Source organism: Mojavia sp. (assembly GCF_059505145.1).
Genome location: NZ_JCACKA010000058.1, coordinates 72,452 through 90,808 on the forward strand (window position 1 = coordinate 72,452; position 18,357 = coordinate 90,808).

Genomic DNA, 18,357 nt, shown 5'->3' on the forward strand with positions numbered 1-18,357 from the left:
AGCAATGGTTAGTGTTTCATGACTATACCATTGTTTTTTTTTGGATATAAATTCTGTGATATTTCACGACTACAGCAGTTATTGCCACAAGCTAGAGCTACTCAGTTCTTTAATGATTATTGGCACATTTACCTTCTATGAAGATTGTGCTTTAGCCCAAATCACCAGAGATCAAACTCTAGGAGGGGAGAGTTCAACTGTTACAAATCAGGTGATAAATAACCAACCTGTCTACCAGATAGATGGTGGAGCCGTTCGTGATACAAACCTGTTCCATAGCTTTGAACAGTTTTCTGTTCCAACTGGAAGCACAGTCTACTTTAATAACACCGCAAATATTCAAAATATTATCAGCCGCGTTACAGGCAAGTCTATCTCTAATATTGATGGCACACTCAGAGCTAACAGCACTGCCAACCTATTTCTGCTCAATCCCAACGGAATTATTTTTGGGTCGAATGCTGCGCTCAATATTGGTGGATCTTTTTTAGCGAGTACGGCGAGTAGTCTGAACTTTGCAGATAGTACAAAGTTTAGTGCTACAAATCCTCAAACTACGCCTCTATTAACAGTAAGCGTGCCTGTTGGGTTGCAATTCGAGGGAACTCCGGGAGCAATCTACAATCAATCTCAAGCTAGTCCCAACGGCGCAACTAATAGTCTTAACAGTCCCGTAGGTCTACAGGTGCAGTCTGGCAAAACGCTGGCCTTAGTAGGGGGTGATTTAATACTGGAGGGTGGAAATATAACTGCAAAGCAGGGAAGAATCGAATTAGGAAGTGTTGCTGGTAATAGTTTGGTCAATCTGAACCAGGCAAACCAAGGCTGGAGTTTAGGATATGAAAATGTCCAGAATTTCCACAATATTCAAGTAATTCAACGAACTCAAAGCCCATCTTATATAGATGCTAGTGGCGAGGGTGGCGGTAATATCCAGGTGCAGAGTAAGCGGATGTTGGCCACTGGTGGTTCGATTATTTTGACTAATACTTTGGGATCGCAACCGGGAGGGGATTTAACGGTGACTGCCTCAGAGTCCGTAGAACTGAGTGGTTTCAATACCTCCTTAAGGGCTAGGAGTCTCGGCTCTGGAAATAGCGGCAACTTAAGCATTACTACTGGACAGTTGCTTGTCCGGGATGGGGCACAAGTACTAGTTAATAGTATAGGCTCAGGTTCGGCAGGACAATTGACTGTAAACGCCTCAGGTTTTGTGGAACTACTTGATGGCGGCTACATTTTACCTCCTTTGCGGATATTTATTCCTAGTGGATTGTTTAGTGCGACTTCTGCATCTGGAAATGGCAGTGATATCACGGTTAACACTAGTAAGTTGCGTATTATGGGAGGGGCACAGATAAGCGCAGAATCAGCAGGATTACCCTCAGCATCCAGGCAATTTATCCCAGCTACGGGAAAAGGGGGAAATTTAACTATAAATGTCTCTGACTCTATAGAATTAATTGGAAAATCATTAAACAATTCGCTCAGTAGCTTGTCTGCTTTAACTAGAGGCCCTGGTTCTGCTGGTAACTTGAGGCTAACTACAGGGCAATTAATTGTCCGGGATGGAGCCACAATCACTGTAAGTAGTAAAGCTTTTCAGGGTTTACCCTACTTAGGAGATCCAAAAAATCTAGGAATGGCAGGAGATATAAATATAACGGCTCGTTCTATCAAATTAGACAACCAAGGAATACTCAAATCTGAAACTGACTTAGGCCAGGGTGGGAATATTGCATTACAGGTGCAAGACTTATTGCTAATGCGCCACAACAGTCAAATTTCTACTAGTGCAGGCAAGGCGCAAGGTGGTGGAGACGGCGGTAATATCAATATTAATGCCCCTAATGGTTTCCTCGTTGCCGCGCCTTTAGAAAATAGCGATATTACTGCTAATGCTTTCTCTGGCAGTGGTGGTAGAGTGCAAATTAATGCTACTAGCATTTTTGGATTTGTACCGCGCAATCGTGCAGACTTAGTAAGATTGTTGCAAACCAATGACCCAGATAAACTAGATCCATCTCAGCTGCCAACAAATGACATTACGGCGTTTTCTCAGCAAAACCCTTTATTAAGCGGTACTGTACAAATCATCACACCAGATGTTGACCCCAGTAGGGGATTAGTAGAACTACCCGCAAATTTGGTTGATGCTTCCCAGCAAATTATCACTGCCTGTAAGCCTGGGGGTAAATTCACAAGAGCTTCATTTGTTACTACAGGGCGTGGCGGAATCGCACCCAGTCCTATCAATTCTTTAATAGCTGATACTGTACTGGCAGATTGGATCACGCTAGGGGCAGAGGCTGAGAATCGTGCTACTAATACTCAGAATAACACGGTGATTCAGTCCTCAAATCAGGCAGAAAAAGCTCCACAAAAAAATAATTCTGTTAATTCTTCCACTCAAATTGTAGAAGCTCAAGGATGGGTTGTAGATGCCAATGGTCAAGTACATCTGGTCGCTCAAGTGCCCACAGTCACACCCCGTAGTCCTACACTTAACCCAACATTTTGCCCTGTGCGTTAGGGACTTCCAATTAACAATTCAAAAATCAAAAATATCCCATTGCTGTGCAAAGCTTTAGTTTTCTTGCTCAATAGGCCGGATCAATATTTCGTTGACATTAACTCGTGGTGGTTGAGTCACGGCATAAAGAATTGCTGCTGCAATATCCTCGCTTTGTAGGGGAGTAATTGACCTGCGCCGTTCTTGAATACGTTGTTTGGCAATGGGATCAGTAATATGATCGTCGATTTGCGTATCTACTAAGCCTGGTTCAATAATGGTGACACGGATATTGTCTCTAAACACTTCCTGACGTAATGCTTCTGAGAGGGCATTGACACCCCATTTAGTAGCATTGTAAATCCCAACACCCGCTCTTGCTGTTCGACCAGCCACGGAGGAGATGTTGACTATATGCCCTGATTTTTGAGCCTTCAAGAGGGGTAAGGCTGCATGGGTAACATACAGTAGTCCTAAAACGTTGAGGTCAAACGATCGCCGCCAATCTGAGGTATCTCCACCATCAATGGTTCCCATCAAGGCGATACCCGCATTGTTAACGACGATATCCACTCGACCCAATTGTGCATTCGCTTTTTCTACTAGGTTCTTGGCTTGGGTTTCGTCAGTTATGTCAGCCACAATCGGCAGTGCTTTGCCACCACTGGCTTGAATGCGTTCTGCTACTGCATTGAGGCGATCGCTACGCCTAGCTGCGATCGCTACTTGTGCGCCTTCTGCTGCTAAGGCGATCGCTGTCGCTTCACCAATCCCCGAAGAAGCTCCGGTGATAATTGCTACTTTTCCTACTAATTTACCTGCCATGTATATCTCCTGATTGAGGTTGATTACTGTCTCTAGATATCTCCTCTACTAGGCAATGCTCCTATGCATGTTCTCATTAAGGGACATTAATTTTGTTAATGACAATAAATTTAAATACAGCGTTTTTTAGGTAATCGCCCCAACAATAATTGCCTAGTTCGTAGTTTCACCACTCAAGGGCCAGCCAATCGCCGGAGGTTGGAAGCCTGCGGTCATAGTTACAGGTCTATTGGTTAATGGTGCTTGGGGTTTGGGAACCGCTTGGTTACTGAAATTATTTTCTAGTAGGTAATTGTTCAGCCGCTAGAGTTGAAAGTATATGCCACAGAACGCAGCTTAGGTGTAACGGTGTAGGTAAAGAAAATTTTACCTCTTAGACCCAGTCTTTACAGACAACCTTTGTACGTAAGTTTTGAAAATATTACTTTAGTATTTATAGTTCATACTTCAGCCTTTAAGATTTACCAAAATCGGTCGAGGTTGAAGAGGTGGCTTTTAAACTATGATTGAATTCAAGTCTTTCGAGTGTGGTATAACCAACCATCAACAAGTTCGGTTCTGCCTACTGGGAAAGCTCCAGCCATTTAGTACATTGGTATTAATAGTAAAGCACCAAAAAAATTTAACTTCTTCAGCACGTGATTTAGTCAAACAAGATAGACCGCTGAATAAACGGTCTACACAGAACATAAGAAATTGCATAAAAACTTGTCTGATAGACACAGTGAGCAATAATTAATTAACAATAACCGATAACTGGTTGTAGTGGGCTTAAAAGATAAAACATCGTAGTTCTACTACGATTTTATATTGATCGTGTCATCCGAAATTGACCATGAAAAGATTTTAGAGATTTTTTATTGTTAACTCAATTTGTAGGCGAAAGCCTTCTTTCTTTAGGAGGAAGGCTTTTGCATTCTATTGACGAGAAACTAGAAGAGTGAAAAACAAGATTTTTGCAGCAATAGTTGGCTTTTTAACTTTAATTATGGTTCTTCTTGCATCTCCCACGCAGAGTTATAATCATTTAACTCAAATTAATGAACTCTATGTTTTTGGCGATAGCCTTTCAGATACAGGCAATGTATTTCAAACCACAAATGGAGTGTATCCTCCAAGCCCTCCCTACTTTCAAGGGCGTTATTCTAATGGCTTGGTTTGGGTAGAATACTTAGGCTCTAAGTTAGGATTAAGCAAGGAAAAAAATATTAATTTAGCCTATGGTGGTGCTACTACTGTCAGCGGTATAATTAATGGAGTGCCAGGAACGTTAGCGCAAGTTTATACTTTTACAAAAGTTAATCAAACAATAAATCCAAATGCACTTTATGTGATTTGGTCTGGTGCAAATGATTATCTTTCGGGCGCTGCTAATCCTACTTCTGCGATCGCCAACTTATCAAATGCGGTTCAGTCTCTTCTAAAAGCAGGAGCCAAAAAAATCTTAGTTGTTAATTTACCAGATTTAGGTAAACTTCCAGCAACCTCCAATAATTCCAACTCTAGTATTCTCACTTCTGTGACCAACTCACATAATTTGGGATTGGCTAAATCTATTGATTTGTTGAATCAAAAGTTGGTTGCTGATACCAAAATTATCCAGCTTGATGTCCATTATCTATATCAAGAAGCTATTTCTCAACCAGAAAAATTTGGGTTAAAAAATGTCACTGCTGCTTGTCTATACAATCTTGCTAGCTGTGAGAATCCAGACAAGTTTTTATTCTGGGATGGCATTCATCCAACAACCGCTGCTCATCGCATCTTGGCAGAAGCTGCATTAAAAGCACTTTCTGAATAAATATTCAATTAGCCTATGTTCAAAATCTCTAAATAATTCAACAATTTTAAAAAATGCAAATTATCGGTTAACTTCAGAAAATACTGAATATTCTGCTGCCAGAAATTCAGGATCTATTCTACTAATAGCTCCTCCAACGGGATCATTTGATTGAAGTTGTCTGACAGAAGCAATTAGCAGAATCTGTACCTCTTGATTCCAGCCAACTATCAAATAAATGGCGCGGTTCTGGACAAATAAAACCGTTTTGCGCTTTGCAAGACACTTACCCAACAGATTTATCCTGCTTCACAACATCCACTGATGGAAAAATTTTCTCTTCGTGCGCTGTCAAGCAAATAAAAGGAGTAGATTAATGATTCAAGATAAGCACAGAGAACAGGAAAGGCTGGCAGCGATGACAGGACGTTTGCTAGCACGACCGATGCAGCCAGCGCCAAATATAGCACCACTTGGTTTGCAATCATTGGGGCTGGAGGATACGGAACGCGATGCTCTCCTCTACGTACCTAAAAGCTACCAGCCAGATAAACCAGCACCACTAATGCTGATGTTACACGGTGCTGGTGGTAATGCATATGGTGGTTTGGCTCCATTCTTACATCTTGCTGATGCTGCCGGACTCATCTTACTCGCGCCTGCTTCACGCTTTAATACGTGGGATCTTCTGTATGGGGAGTATGGGGCCGATATTGCCTTTATAGACCGGGCATTAACGCAGACATTTAGCCGCTATGCTGTAGACCCAACCCGGATCGGGGTTGAGGGTTTTTCTGACGGTGCTTCTTATGCTCTAAGTGTAGGTATTACCAATGGTGATTTGTTTACTCACGTAATTGCGTTTTCGCCTGGGTTTATGGCACCGCAAAAACGGCATGGGGAACCGCGAATCTTTATTTCCCACGGAAAATGGGACAACGTTTTATCAATCGACCGATGCAGTCGTAAGATTGCGCCACAACTGCAACGTACTAACTATGATGTAGTTTATCAAGAGTTTAATGGTTTTCATACCATCCCCACAGGTGTTGCACGTTCTGCACTAACTTGGTTTAACAAAAAAGGCACAGAACGCTAAATTGGTTGGTACATTTTAGTGTCTTACCTCTCTAATACTTTGCTTTTTCGTCCTGAAGAATTTCTGTAGCTTTTTCGGCACAAAGCGGTCGGTGAAACAGGTAACCTTGTACATTCTCGCAGTTGATAGATTTCAAGAATTCTAATTCCTCTGGCTTTTCTACACCTTCTGCGGTGAGCTTTAACCCCAGACTCTGCCCCAAGATCACTATCGCTTTGACAATATGAGCTGCTTTAATATCCGTCGTCAATTCTTGGATAAAAGATTTATCGATTTTCAGATGGTGAAGCGGTAACAGCTGTAGGCGCGAAAGAGAAGAATGACCTGTACCAAAGTCATCGATAGAGAGGTAAACGCCCATCTGCTTGAGATCCTCTAGTACTTTTGTGGTGAACTCTAAATCCTCAATAGCGGTTGTTTCTGTAATTTCTAACTCTAAAAATCTTGGTTCTAAACCTGTCTCCTGCAAAATTTTGGCTAAAGTCTCCACCAGATTTGGTTGACGGAACTGTTTAAGAGAGAGATTGACAGCGATCGTGGAAAAAGGTAATCCTGCATCTTGCCAAGCTTTATTTTGGCTACAAGCTGTTCTTAGCACCCATTCTCCAATAGGGACAATCAATCCACTTTCCTCGGCGAGGGGAATAAAGACACTGGGTGCTATCAGTCCCATTTCGGGGTGTTGCCAGCGCAACAAAGCCTCCATGCCAGTAATTTTTCCCGTTGCGATATCAACCCGCGGTTGGTAATACACCATCAATTCTTGCCGTTCTAGGGCATAGCGCAAGCTCTTGTCTAATGTCAGCAGTTCAGGAGTCTTGACACTAAGCGAATGAGTGTAAAACTGATAGTTATTCCTACCTGCGTCTTTTGCATAATATAAAGCTGCATCCGCATGTTGAATTAGAGTTTCGGCATCAGGGCTTTTGTCATTAAGCAGAGCAATGCCGAGGCTGGCGCTGACATAAAGTTCGTGCCCTTCTATCTCAAATGGATTTTCTAAGGCTTGTAGAATTCTCCGGGCTACCTGTGTTACCTCTTCAAGAGAATTTACTTGGGGCAGTAAGATGGTAAATTCATCACCCCCCCAACGAGCAACGGTGTCCCCACCTCTGAGGCAATCTCTCAATCTTTCAGCTACAGATTTTAATAAAATGTCTCCCAGTGTATGCCCTAGAGTGTCATTGATGACCTTAAAACGATCTAGGTCTAGGAACATTACAGCCAGACTGTCCTGGCTCCGAGCCGCATTAGGTAAGGCTTTAGCAAGTAACTCATTAAACAGCAGGCGATTGGGTAACCCAGTAAGCAGATCATGAAGAGCCTGGTAGCGGATTTTTTCTTCTACCTGCTGACGCTGCCAAGCGCCACTGATACTAGCAGCCATCGTTAAAAGGGTGGACTCTTCGTGCCTTGACCAATGACGCTCTTTTGAACAGTCTGCCAAACCCAGGTAACCCCAAAACTTTTCTTCTAGGCACAGAGGTACTAGGAAGATAGATTGAATGCCATCTTGGGTAAGAACTTTTTGTTCAGAGATGGGAAATTCTTGGGTAAGTCCGCGAATGGAGTGTCCGCAGGAGAGGGTAGTGTACCAACGCTCTAGCCCTGAAGACTGATAAGGCTGATTCTGCCAGTGATAGCGCGATGCCTCAAGTCCTAAGCGTGTCCATTCAAACCGCAGGCTTACTGCCAGTTCCCCCGTAGTAGGGTGGAGCTCGTTCTTGAAGAGGTAAGCACGATCCACCTCGGCAGCTTCACCTAGTAAAGTCAGAGCTTTCTCAATACCTGCCTCATAATTCATTTCTACCAACAAATAATTGGCGGCTTCAGCGACTGCCTGTAGCAGGCGATCGCGCTGGCGCAACTCTGCGGCTGCTTGCTTTTGCTCTGTAATATCCCTAACAATAAAAGTTCTAATTAAATCGCTCTCAGGAAGGTAATGTACGGATTGTTCAAAAACTTCCGTGCCAACTTCTACCTCACGAACAAAAGAATTTCTCTCTCGACTCTGAATTGCACTCAACAGCCCTGCCATAATTGGGTGCTGCTTTCCGGCTTCCCTGAGTTGAGGAAACTTCGCAGATGCAGCTGGATTGAGATAAATGACTGTTCCCTGTGTATCTATTTCAATTATTGGATTCGGGATAAGTTCTGGGAACGATGCTAGCCGAGCTAGTACTGTCTCACTAGCTCCTTCAAAGTTAGAATCGGGGCTGACAAAGGTTTCAAAGGGATTGGCGGGATTAGCTTGGGCTGACAGAAAGCCAGATAAGTCTTCAACTGCACAAGATTCAGAGAAAGCTTTTTCTGACAGATTGGAGATAGCATAGTATTTAGCATGAACTTGATTGTTGCCAAAGGCAATCATATCTCCATGTTGGAGATTGTGAGAAAAGCATTTATCGCCATTTACAAATAAGCCATTAGTACTTTTTTTCCCCTTGAAGTCACCATCAATAATCCGAAACCCATATTGCTCGGTTTCTGGAATAGTTACCCGTAATAAAATGGCATGCTGCCTCGATACTGACCGAGAACGAAGGACAATAGCGTTACTAGAATCCCGCCCCAGGGAATAAGTAGCCTCTTGAAGGGGCATAGTTCGCTGTCCTTGTAAATCTTGGATGACCAACAAGTGGCGTATTTTATCCCGTTCATTTGGTGGCATGCTTCTTCCTCACATTCTCATGTCTTTGGGTTTTCTTTGGAAAATACTAATCTAATAAGTCCTGAGTTCGCATTTTAATTTCTTCGAGAAACTGATAACTTGCATCATTCTCAATAACCATAGGATGGGTACTGTCCACAACGTAAAAATAAGGGTTTGAGCAAAAGGTAGGTAGTGCCGAGCCTACAAAAATTGCCATAAAGCAACTGGTGTAAGATATGAGCTAAAGCTACTCAATCAACTTGATCAGTTCAGTATTGATGGGAGGATAGCTGGCAGTTATTCCAAGGATTAAGCGTCTGGAACGAAATGCCCAGTTATATAGCCAGTTTTCCCAATGGGAGTTCTAGCAGTTTTCCCAATTCTCTAATAAGATTGGATAATTTAACCTAACGGTAACAGTCCTCAACTTTTTTCTATATTCACTACCCAGAATAAAATTAAAATCCTCAGATCATATATGGTAAATTTGCGGATTTTTTTAAGTTTTAGGAAATTACAACAACAAAAAACTTTATTAGCGAGTAAATCAGGATGACACTTGATAATTCTTACATTATAATTACAAGAAAAACTATTTTATTTTTGTTATAAATTCAAACATATATTCTAATTATTATTTTAAATTATATTAATTATGTCTGATTGAGGGAAGGTTGGAAAAAAGCTTTTAAAACCTCTTTTGTGGCTACAGATGCTCAAACTCTTCAAACTGATACGGTCTGTAGCTGTTAGCTTCGCAAAAATGTTAAATGTATTTGCTGCTGACAAACTCTTTAGGATTTAGCTACGTTAGTTGCCCAGTATTTTACCAACCCTACTGGTTTAGAAAGTAAAGTTTAATTGCAAGAAAAATACGCTTCCATTCAATAGTGTTAATTTATTAATTGAAGCTACAAAGCTTCCCTGGCAGATCCAACAGCCAAAGTCCAAAGGTTAAACTAAGTTAAGAGGTGAAAAAGCTGTTTCAACATCTGTCTCGACATCTAACAATAACACCCAAATCGAACGCTTGCATTTCCTCAAACTAGAATTTAAGAGGGGGCAATGTGACTGATGGATGAATGACATTAAAAATCTAAATTCAATCAGTATAACCCTAAATAATAGTCATGAAAAAGAGGAAATAAGTAAGCTAATAGGAATTTGGGTGTTGTTGTTTTAAATATTGTTTAACTGATGCGAAAATTTGATAATTTATTGTTGGCGATCGCACTCTTCATTGGCAACTAATATTATTCAATATTTAACATAACCCAATAGTTGAGTATTCCTGTTTTCATATAGCCTATTGAAAAAGGCAGAACTGAAAAGCGTTCTGCCCTTTTTGCTAAGAAGATGTAGGAGTATTTACAGATTAAACATCTTTGCTTTCAATCCTGACAGACTCAACTAGAGGAGGTGCGCTACCACCATTACCCGCTTGTTTCTGTGCCTGTGGAGTTTTGAGCGTACCATGCAATCTTGGATCAGGCTGTGGTGGTTCTGGTTCTGGGCCTAATGGTTGGGGTTTTGCAACATACTCAAACTCTCCTTTACCATCCATTGAGGGGCCTTTTGCCCAACGACCTTCAGAACTTTCAGTACCTTCAGAGTGGTTCCAGAACTGATAGGAAACCTCGCGTTTTTCCAATTCTAATGGGAAGGAGCTGGGAACTGGAGTGCTATCCAGTCCAGAACTTTCTATGTCTTCGATGGCCGCTAACCACTGGTTTTGATGCATGGTGTCACGGGCAATTAAGAAGCTTAAAGTATCTTTCACGCCTGGGTCGTCGCTCATTTCATACAAACGTATTGCTTGTAAACGTCCCTGAGATTCAGCATGGAGATTAGACCGGAAATCTGCCAATAGGTTACCGCTAGAGGCGATAAAGCGACCGTTCCAGGGATAGCCAACACTGTCAGCTGGCTGGGCACCTAAACCAGTGACAATGGTATGCTGGGGGTTCATAGCAGCCGCAATTACATCTGTAATTACATCCCGTGGGTTAGAACCACCCATAACAGCGCCCACAAGTGGATCGCCCGCACCTTGTTCTTGTAGTTTGAGCGGTGCTTTATCCAGCAGATGAGCAATCAAGGTGGAGAGAATCTCAATATGCCCAATTTCCTCAGTACCTGTGTCTAGCAGCATATCCCGATACTTGGCAGGCCCGCGACTATTCCAGCCCTGAAATAGATACTGCATCATCACGGTCATTTCCCCAAACACACCACCGATAAGTTCCTGAACCTTCTTGGCGTAGATTGGATCTGGTCGTTGTGGTGGTGTGTAATACTGCAATTTCTTGGTGTGATAAAACATGATGCTTCCTAATTGATGAAATATTGCAATGGCACAAATCACATATTTTTGTTGCCTTTGTTTACTAGGAAACTAATTAAAACTTTCATCTACATCAGCCATGAGTCAGAGAAAATTGGTATAAATTTTTAGGGAAATTTAGAACCACAGATACACACAAATAAACACCGATAAATATAGCCAATTTATCGGTGTATTGCTGTGTTGATTGAAAATTTTATTCTTAAAGTTTAATTCTCATCACGACCATGAACTTGAGCAGGCGGACTAGTTGCCTCAACTGCGGTAAACGGTTCTAAAATCTTGTACGTATGGTTTGCTCCTTTGGGCACAACCCAAGAATTTCCAGGTTCTAACAAAATAGTTTGCCCTTCGATATGTAACTCAGCACGACCATTAATTACATAACCAACTGTTTCATAGTCGCGTGCAACTGGCTGTTTGTCTTCATTGGGTTGTTCATCTTCCCAAAGACGCATAGCAACAGATTTGCCAGAGGCAAGATACTTCTGGCCGAGTTTACCTTTAGGGGAATAGGTAGAGTCTACTTTTTTAACGCTGGTGTCACTCATAGTTCAAGAATTTCCTTATGGTTTGAGTACAACTTTGATGCAGTTATCTTGCTTGTGCTTGAAAATTTCGTAGGCGTGGGGTGCTTGTTCTAGAGGTAGGCGGTGGGTGATAACAAAGGTTGGATCGATTTCGCCTTTTTGGATATGTTCTAACAATGGTTTTAAATACCTGTGGACGTGTGTTTGTCCCATTTTGAAAGTTAGGCCCTTGTTCATGGCCGCACCCATAGGTATTTTGTCCAAAAAGCCACCATAGACTCCTGCAATAGAGACGTGACCGGCTTTAGCACAAGAGACAATGACTTGTCGTAATGCTGTGGGGCGGTCTGTTTCTAGGCGCACTGCTTGCTTAACTCGGTCATACACCGCCATAGCATCTGTACCGTGCGCTTCCATCCCCACTGCATCAATACAAGCATCAGGGCCACGACCACCAGTCATTTCTTTGAGTGCTTCACCTACATCTACTTCTTCGTAGTTAAGAACTTCAGCTTTGCCGTAATCTTTAGCCATTTGTAGGCGTTCGGGGATGCGGTCAAAGGCGATAACACGTTCTGCACCTAATAAATAAGCGCTTTTGATTGCAAATTGCCCGACCGGGCCACAACCCCAGACCGCAACGATATCACCGGGTTTGATGTGGCAGTTCTCCGCTGCCATGTAGCCTGTAGGGAAAATGTCGGTTAAAAATAAGACTTGTTCATCCGTTAAACCATCGGGAATTTTGAACAAGCCGACATCGGCAAAAGGTACTCTGGCATACTCTGCTTGCCCACCAGCGTAACCACCCAATAAGTGCGAGTAGCCAAATAAACCTGCTGGTGAATAGCCCATTTGCTTTTCTGCTAACCAAGCATTGGGGTTAGAGTTATCGCACAAAGACCACAAATCGCGCTGGCAGAAGAAACAAGAACCACAAGAGATAGTGAAGGGAACAACTACGCGATCGCCTACCTTTACGTGTTTTACAGCACTGCCAAGTTCAACGACTTCCCCCATAAACTCATGACCAAGGATGTCGCCTTTTTGCATTGTGGGAATGTAGCCGTCGTAAAGATGCAAATCAGACCCACAGATTGCTGTTGAAGTAATTTTGATAATCGCATCACGCGGGTTAATCAGTTTGGGGTCAGGAACCGTGTCCACCCGCACATCGTTGGCTCCATGCCAGCAAACTGCTTTCATAGTTATTAATCCTTAGACTTTAAACATTATTTGGTTTGCCAGACTTAATTTCCTGATTACTTCTAATTAAGAGACGCGATTAATCGCGTCTCTCTACAATTAATCAAGATATTGCCGACAATTAATTGTCATTCAATGTTTCATGGTTTCTACACCTGTCATGCTATCTTCTAGCTTCATCTTGGTAGTAACCTTATCTATTTGCACCGCTGGGATTGACGACTTCTCCTACTTTGCTTTTTACTGACTGTATAAACTCTTTTGTAGCTCGAGGAGTTTCTTCATCCAAATTTAGCTTTTCGCGCACATTGTTAGCAGTTTGTTTCAGATTATTTTGGGCATTCTCAACCTGGTTATCATTCCTGATACTTTGATTGCCTTCATAGTCAGGAGTGCCTTTATAGTAAATACCCTCTGGTGATTTGACTGTATTACCAATATTGCCACTATTACCACTGTTGCCAGTATTGCTAGAAAACTGGCGATCGCTATCAAAATTGCGTCTGGGATTATTGTCAGTATTTGGGTTTAGATTATCTAAGGCTTTTTCAAACAAATTCTTGTCATTGCTGACGTTACCACTGTTGCCACTATTATCGGGTGTTCCTTTGTAATAGATACCTTCTGGTGATCTCACGTCGGCTTGTGCCAATATTCCATTATTATAGCCGAAAGCTTGTATTCCCAAAAACGCCAAACCGAGCAGGAAAACTACCGTAATCCGGCGCACAATTACATTTTGTATCCAAGAAAATACACGTGTCATAGATATCCTCTGTTGTATTTCAATGTGTGTGTTGTTAATAGCTATGAGCTATTTCAGGGTTTAAGAACAACTTTGATGCAGTTGTCTTTTTTCTGTTGAAAGATGTGGTAGCCGTGGGGCGCTTGTTCTAGGGGTAATTGATGGGTGACAACGAAGGATGGATCGAGTTTGCCATCCAAAACTAGTTGTAGTAACAAATGCATATATTTCTGCCCGTGCATTTGTCCCATTCTGAAGGTTAGCCCTTTGTTAAAGGCTGCACCCAAGGGTATTTTGTCTACGAAGCCACCGTAAACACCCATAATTGAAAGAGTGCCACCTTTACGTGCAGCCACCATCATCTGCCGTAGTACATGGGGACGGTCAGTTTCTAATCTCAGCTTTTGTTTTGTCTGATCGTAGAAGTCTTCTAGACCGACACCATGTGCTTCTAAACCCACCGCATCAATGCAAGCATCGGGGCCACGGCCACCAGTCATCTCTTTCAACGCTTCGCCAGCATCAACTTCTTCGTAGTTGATTGTTTCTGCTTTGGCAAACTTTCTCGCCATTTCCAGACGTTCAGGAAAGCGGTCAATGGCAATTACTTTCTCTGCACCCATCATGTAGGCGCTAATCATGGCAAATTGTCCGACAGCCCCACAACCCCAAACTGCTACAGTATCACCTGGTTGAATATTGCATAATTCAGCCCCCATATAGCCGGTGGGAATAGCATCGGAGATGAATAGCAGCATCTCATCCGACAAGTCATGAGGAACTTTAACGACACCCACATCTGCAAAAGGTACACGCACATATTCTGCTTGTGCGCCTGCATAACCACCCAAGAGGTGGGAGTAGCCATAAATTGCTGAGGTGATATTGCCGTATAATTTTTCTTCTATCCAACTGTTGGGATTGGAATTATCGCACAGCGACCACATATCACGCTGGCAATAATTGCAGTGACCACAGCCAATTGTAGAAGGAACAACGACGCGATCGCCTACTTTTAGATTGTTGACTCCTCTACCTACTTCTACCACTTCCCCCATAAATTCGTGACCAATAATGTCACCTTGTTGGACTGTGGGGATATAGCCACCGTAGATATGTAGATCTGAGCCACATATTGCCGTGGAAGTAATTTTGATAATAGCGTCACGAGGGTTGAGAATTTTCGGATCTGGCACCGTCTCTACCCGGACATCATTAGCACCGTACCAGCAGACAGCTTTCATAATTATTAGTCCATAGTCATTAGTCATTAGTCATTAGTCAAGAACACAAAACTAATAACTACTTGCGTCCAGAGGGTTGACCTTCTGTGGTAGCGATTTCCCCGGCTTCCATAAGCATTTTGAAGCGGCGTAAATCATCGCCAATTTGCTGTTCTGGTTCTTCACCGAAGAGTTTAGCAATTACAGATGCTAATGCCCCACCAGGAAGGTTATACTCTAAAACCACCTTGACTTCCGTGCCGCGATCGCCTGGTGCTTTTTTAAAACGGACAAAACCAGAATTATCTACATCTGCTCCTTCCACAGAAGCCCAAGAAATAAACTCATTTTCTCGGTCTTCTAAGATGTCTGCATCCCATTCCACGCTATTACCTAAAGGTGCATTGGCAATCCAATGAGAACGTTTTTCGTTATACACCTTCACAGATTTGAGATGCTTCATAAAGGTAGGCAGCTTCTCAAAGTCGTGCCAAAAGCGGTACAGTTCATCTGCGGGTTTATTAATGGTTACCGTCTTTTCAACTTTGATTGGTTTGTTCATGCCTATTACTTCCTGTGCTTGCTGAATTGTGCTTTGTTTAGTTGCACCTTGATATATCAGGCCACCACCAGCCAAAGCCGTGAGAGCGCCTCGCAAAGAGCCTTGTCTTAAGCCCATCAGCACCATTGCTCCGCCACCGATTAAAGAAGCCCAACGTTCAGCATCACTAGCTTCACTCTGACTTTTATTTACCTCATCCCCTGGGTTTGCAGTCACTTTTTTATCTCCCGATTGCAGTAAAATTACCACTTAAGACGCAAAGACTCTCTTACTTTCTCTCTGTATTCTTTGCGTAATGGACACTTTCCACTTTGGGGAAGCCCGGCATGGAAGTGTCCTTACCCGTGGTTTACGAAAAAGTTACATAGCTGTAGCTGCCCCTGTAGTCGGTTGGGGAGGCTGAACTCCAGCGCCTATCCCTGAGCGGTACAGCGCTACCAACCGCTGTTCGTATTTCCACAAATCTTTGTAAATTTCTTTGAAAATCGCGGTCGCTACGGGATCAGTGTACGATGCACACAAATTGCCAATATCGCCAATACCCGTTTGGATATCCCCTAAAGCGCAACGTATTTGATATATGTCATCACTGCCTGTGAGGGCTGTTTTCACCTTGGCATATTGATCAGCGATATTAGCCGCTAAAGAGGGTTTTTCCCCTAGCCTGTGAAGATAAGTTTCTAACTTTTCAATGTGGCGCTGTTTAGTACCAATTAGCTCTTGAAAGAGGGATTTTGCTTCTGTGTTTGATTCTTTTTCGAGGTACTTTTGCAATGCTTCCAGCGAATAACGCTCACCAGCAAGCGCAGTATTTAAACCTTTGACAATATCACCTTTAGTCGAGCCACCCCAAGCATCAGCTATTTTCCACCATTCAGCAGCTGTATCTTTTTCATTTGGCAATGCAACATCTTTGCCACCATAACCCAGACGGCTCAAGATAGCTGTGGTGAAAATTGGCAAATCCCCAGGTTCACGAGATGTAATTAAATTGCCGTCAACTACTAGCGGCTCATCTATATAGTTAGCACCCGCGTTGATAATATCCTTGCTGATAGCGCTGAAACCAGTAACTCGTTTACCTTTGAGTAAATCGCCTTCAATCAAAAGTTGTGGGCCGTGGCAAACCGCAGCTACCCATTTTCCTTGTTGCACAGCCTCTTGTACGAAGCGTACTGTATTGGGGTTCCGCCGCATTTTATCTGGAGCCATACCTCCGGGAATGACGACCGCATCAAATTCCGCAGCCATAGCTTCAGATGTGGTGCTATCTGCTTGCATACTAACTTTGCCGCGTTTACCCTTGTATTTCTCATTCATGCGTGAACCAAGGACAACTACCTCCATTCCCGCTTGTTTTAGCCCATTATAAGGAATAGTAAATTCTGCATCCTCGACATCATTTTCAATGAGGATTGCGATTTTTTTCTTGCCAGAATGGTTGTTGTATTGTGTCATATATTTTTCTTGTTTACTTGTAGAATCTAACCAGTTGAAATACTCAACGACTTAAGTTCTTAGATTATTTACTAAGTTGGCACTTCGCTGATTGATGAAGTGTCAAAAAGTTGTTCATAGTCATGAGAGAGATGACTGTGAAAAGCTGCAAACTTTTCCGGGGAAACAGCATTTTGTAAAACAGCAAAAACAGCCCGGACATGAATTGCTGTAGTAGTTGGTTCTATATTTTCTTTTTGGCTTGTTCGTGCAATAAATTCTTGCAAATTGAAGGATTGAGCAGGTTCTTCATCTCGTCCTCGCAAATAATTACCCAATTCTTGGGGTAACTGTGCAGCTAATTCTTGCACTTCATCGCCTGCAATCCGTTCTTTAATCGTTTCTAAGGTGGCGCGGGTGGCACGTTCTGCCTCTTCACGAGAGTTTGATTGGGCTAGGCTTTGTACGTGGGTAATAAATTCGTTGTATTCCACTTTCTACCTCCTTTTTCCCTAACAAATGCTGGTGTTTAGCATTTAGGTAGTTGAAAGCTTAAATAAAATTCAAAAAAATGAGTTTAATAAATTAATTCAGGTTATGAACAAAAACTAGTTATGAGTTGAAAAGCTTCAATCCAGAATTAACTGTTTGATAACTTCTAACTCATAACTAATAACTGGAACAACACGGGGTTTGACCATGAATTCATATTTACCAGAGTAGGTTTCAACTCCTAGATTATCTTCGTACCAAGGGGATAGATTGTTTTATTTCTAAAGTAATACATCCTTAGCATGACAACCTTGTGTTAGTAAAACGTTATGGTAAAGATGCAGAAATCGCTAGGATTATGGCGCAAAAAAACGATAATAACGAGACGAGATCCGATGATTTGCCCCAAGAAATTACTGAAGCTTACGGCACTGGTGTAAAAGATTTGCCAGGATACAATATTGGTGGGCGATCAATGCAGAATAGAATGCGCGAGTATACACACACCAGTCCTGAAATAACTGGTGGTGATATTGATGCTAACTGGCAAGAAGAGGATACGGTAGGGGATGAGGCTGTTGGTGGTACTGCTCCCACTCCCGATCAAGATGTGGTTGAAGAGCTAGCTGCAGCAGTCGGGTTAGAAATGGACGATCGCGCCTTTCTCCGCACTAACGACATTTTAGAAGAGCGTGATGATAGACGCTGGGAGCTAGATCCAAAGTCTTCTGAAGATTATCAAGAGCGAAAATAGCTCACTGAAATAAGCTTAGTCTGGTATGATACCCAGAATATCTGCATAACCCCACCCCGTTTTTACCAAGCAGTGGTGGGGTGCTTTTATTTTGGGCAATTTTACGGAGATGATATGAAATTCTTATAGCCATCTACTGGCAGTTTTAGTGCTTGTATGCCATCTTTAGTAAAATTACATTGTAAGTAGGATCAA

15 protein-coding genes are annotated in these 18,357 nt (G+C 42.4%); 4 read left to right on the forward strand and 11 right to left on the reverse strand.

The genetic code is table 11. The features are described from left to right. The first annotated feature begins 55 nt into the window (after nucleotides 1-55). Nucleotides 56-2,533 carry a filamentous hemagglutinin N-terminal domain-containing protein gene (locus AC5JL8_RS11945; RefSeq protein ID WP_495879996.1) on the forward strand — a complete coding sequence of 826 codons (2,478 nt, stop codon included), beginning with the start codon at nucleotides 56-58 and terminating at the stop codon, nucleotides 2,531-2,533. Between the two features lie 54 nt (nucleotides 2,534-2,587). Here AC5JL8_RS11945 and AC5JL8_RS11950 read toward each other — a convergent pair whose 3' ends face one another. Further along, on the reverse strand, nucleotides 2,588-3,337 hold the full coding sequence (locus AC5JL8_RS11950) for an SDR family oxidoreductase (RefSeq protein WP_495879997.1): 750 nt from the start codon (nucleotides 3,335-3,337) through the stop codon (nucleotides 2,588-2,590). A 940-nt stretch (nucleotides 3,338-4,277) separates the two neighbouring features. Here AC5JL8_RS11950 and AC5JL8_RS11955 point away from each other — a divergent pair. Beyond that, nucleotides 4,278-5,138: an SGNH/GDSL hydrolase family protein gene (locus tag AC5JL8_RS11955; protein ID WP_495879998.1), complete on the forward strand. Its 861-nt coding sequence runs from the start codon at nucleotides 4,278-4,280 to the stop codon at nucleotides 5,136-5,138. Between the two features lie 60 nt (nucleotides 5,139-5,198). On the opposite strand, the gene AC5JL8_RS11960 is transcribed toward AC5JL8_RS11955, so the two are convergent. Beyond that, nucleotides 5,199-5,411, reverse strand: a complete 213-nt coding sequence (locus AC5JL8_RS11960) for a hypothetical protein (protein WP_495879999.1) — start codon at nucleotides 5,409-5,411, stop codon at nucleotides 5,199-5,201. Nucleotides 5,412-5,493: 82 nt separating this feature from the next. Here AC5JL8_RS11960 and AC5JL8_RS11965 point away from each other — a divergent pair, with 82 nt between their 5' ends. Beyond that, nucleotides 5,494-6,216: an alpha/beta hydrolase gene (locus AC5JL8_RS11965; RefSeq protein WP_495880000.1), complete on the forward strand. Its 723-nt coding sequence runs from the start codon at nucleotides 5,494-5,496 to the stop codon at nucleotides 6,214-6,216. A gap of 31 nt (nucleotides 6,217-6,247) precedes the next feature. Here AC5JL8_RS11965 and AC5JL8_RS11970 read toward each other — a convergent pair whose 3' ends face one another. The 9 genes from AC5JL8_RS11970 to AC5JL8_RS12010 all read right to left on the reverse strand — a co-directional run bounded on the left by AC5JL8_RS11970 (nucleotide 6,248) and on the right by AC5JL8_RS12010 (nucleotide 17,410). Next, nucleotides 6,248-8,887, reverse strand: coding sequence for an EAL domain-containing protein (locus AC5JL8_RS11970; protein WP_495880001.1), 2,640 nt, complete (start codon nucleotides 8,885-8,887; stop codon nucleotides 6,248-6,250). A gap of 1,357 nt (nucleotides 8,888-10,244) precedes the next feature. Continuing rightward, a complete protein-coding gene (locus AC5JL8_RS11975) occupies nucleotides 10,245-11,192 on the reverse strand; it encodes a manganese catalase family protein (protein ID WP_495880002.1) in 948 nt (315 codons plus the stop codon). A gap of 230 nt (nucleotides 11,193-11,422) precedes the next feature. After that, nucleotides 11,423-11,764 (reverse strand): cupin domain-containing protein, encoded by a 342-nt coding sequence (locus AC5JL8_RS11980; protein ID WP_495880003.1) that lies wholly within the window; start codon nucleotides 11,762-11,764, stop codon nucleotides 11,423-11,425. A 15-nt stretch (nucleotides 11,765-11,779) separates the two neighbouring features. Continuing rightward, complete coding sequence (locus tag AC5JL8_RS11985) at nucleotides 11,780-12,949, reverse strand: zinc-dependent alcohol dehydrogenase (RefSeq protein ID WP_495880004.1); 1,170 nt, start codon at nucleotides 12,947-12,949, stop codon at nucleotides 11,780-11,782. Between the two features lie 193 nt (nucleotides 12,950-13,142). Then, a complete protein-coding gene (locus tag AC5JL8_RS11990) occupies nucleotides 13,143-13,715 on the reverse strand; it encodes a hypothetical protein (protein ID WP_495880005.1) in 573 nt (190 codons plus the stop codon). 53 nt (nucleotides 13,716-13,768) lie between these two features. After that, nucleotides 13,769-14,938 (reverse strand): zinc-dependent alcohol dehydrogenase, encoded by a 1,170-nt coding sequence (locus tag AC5JL8_RS11995; RefSeq protein WP_495880053.1) that lies wholly within the window; start codon nucleotides 14,936-14,938, stop codon nucleotides 13,769-13,771. Between the two features lie 58 nt (nucleotides 14,939-14,996). After that, nucleotides 14,997-15,695, reverse strand: coding sequence for an SRPBCC family protein (locus tag AC5JL8_RS12000; RefSeq protein ID WP_495880006.1), 699 nt, complete (start codon nucleotides 15,693-15,695; stop codon nucleotides 14,997-14,999). Between the two features lie 144 nt (nucleotides 15,696-15,839). After that, nucleotides 15,840-16,937, reverse strand: coding sequence for a DJ-1/PfpI/YhbO family deglycase/protease (locus tag AC5JL8_RS12005; protein WP_495880007.1), 1,098 nt, complete (start codon nucleotides 16,935-16,937; stop codon nucleotides 15,840-15,842). Between the two features lie 71 nt (nucleotides 16,938-17,008). Further along, nucleotides 17,009-17,410, reverse strand: coding sequence for a DUF2267 domain-containing protein (locus AC5JL8_RS12010; protein ID WP_495880008.1), 402 nt, complete (start codon nucleotides 17,408-17,410; stop codon nucleotides 17,009-17,011). A gap of 356 nt (nucleotides 17,411-17,766) precedes the next feature. Here AC5JL8_RS12010 and AC5JL8_RS12015 point away from each other — a divergent pair, with 356 nt between their 5' ends. Then, the gene (locus tag AC5JL8_RS12015; protein WP_495880054.1) at nucleotides 17,767-18,162 is read left to right on the forward strand and encodes a DUF6335 family protein; all 396 of its coding nucleotides are present in this window, start codon (nucleotides 17,767-17,769) and stop codon (nucleotides 18,160-18,162) included. The last annotated feature ends 195 nt before the right edge of the window (nucleotides 18,163-18,357 follow it).

Coding starts and splice junctions, on each gene's coding strand:
- AC5JL8_RS11965 (WP_495880000.1), top strand. CDS start 5,494: ATGATTCAAGATAAGCACAGAGAACAGGAAAGGCTGGCAGCGATGACA.
- AC5JL8_RS12015 (WP_495880054.1), top strand. CDS start 17,767: ATGGCGCAAAAAAACGATAATAACGAGACGAGATCCGATGATTTGCCC.
- AC5JL8_RS11995 (WP_495880053.1), bottom strand. CDS start 14,938: ATGAAAGCTGTCTGCTGGTACGGTGCTAATGATGTCCGGGTAGAGACG.
- AC5JL8_RS11950 (WP_495879997.1), bottom strand. CDS start 3,337: ATGGCAGGTAAATTAGTAGGAAAAGTAGCAATTATCACCGGAGCTTCT.
- AC5JL8_RS11970 (WP_495880001.1), bottom strand. CDS start 8,887: ATGCCACCAAATGAACGGGATAAAATACGCCACTTGTTGGTCATCCAA.
- AC5JL8_RS11975 (WP_495880002.1), bottom strand. CDS start 11,192: ATGTTTTATCACACCAAGAAATTGCAGTATTACACACCACCACAACGA.
- AC5JL8_RS11985 (WP_495880004.1), bottom strand. CDS start 12,949: ATGAAAGCAGTTTGCTGGCATGGAGCCAACGATGTGCGGGTGGACACG.
- AC5JL8_RS11990 (WP_495880005.1), bottom strand. CDS start 13,715: ATGACACGTGTATTTTCTTGGATACAAAATGTAATTGTGCGCCGGATT.
- AC5JL8_RS12005 (WP_495880007.1), bottom strand. CDS start 16,937: ATGACACAATACAACAACCATTCTGGCAAGAAAAAAATCGCAATCCTC.
- AC5JL8_RS11980 (WP_495880003.1), bottom strand. CDS start 11,764: ATGAGTGACACCAGCGTTAAAAAAGTAGACTCTACCTATTCCCCTAAA.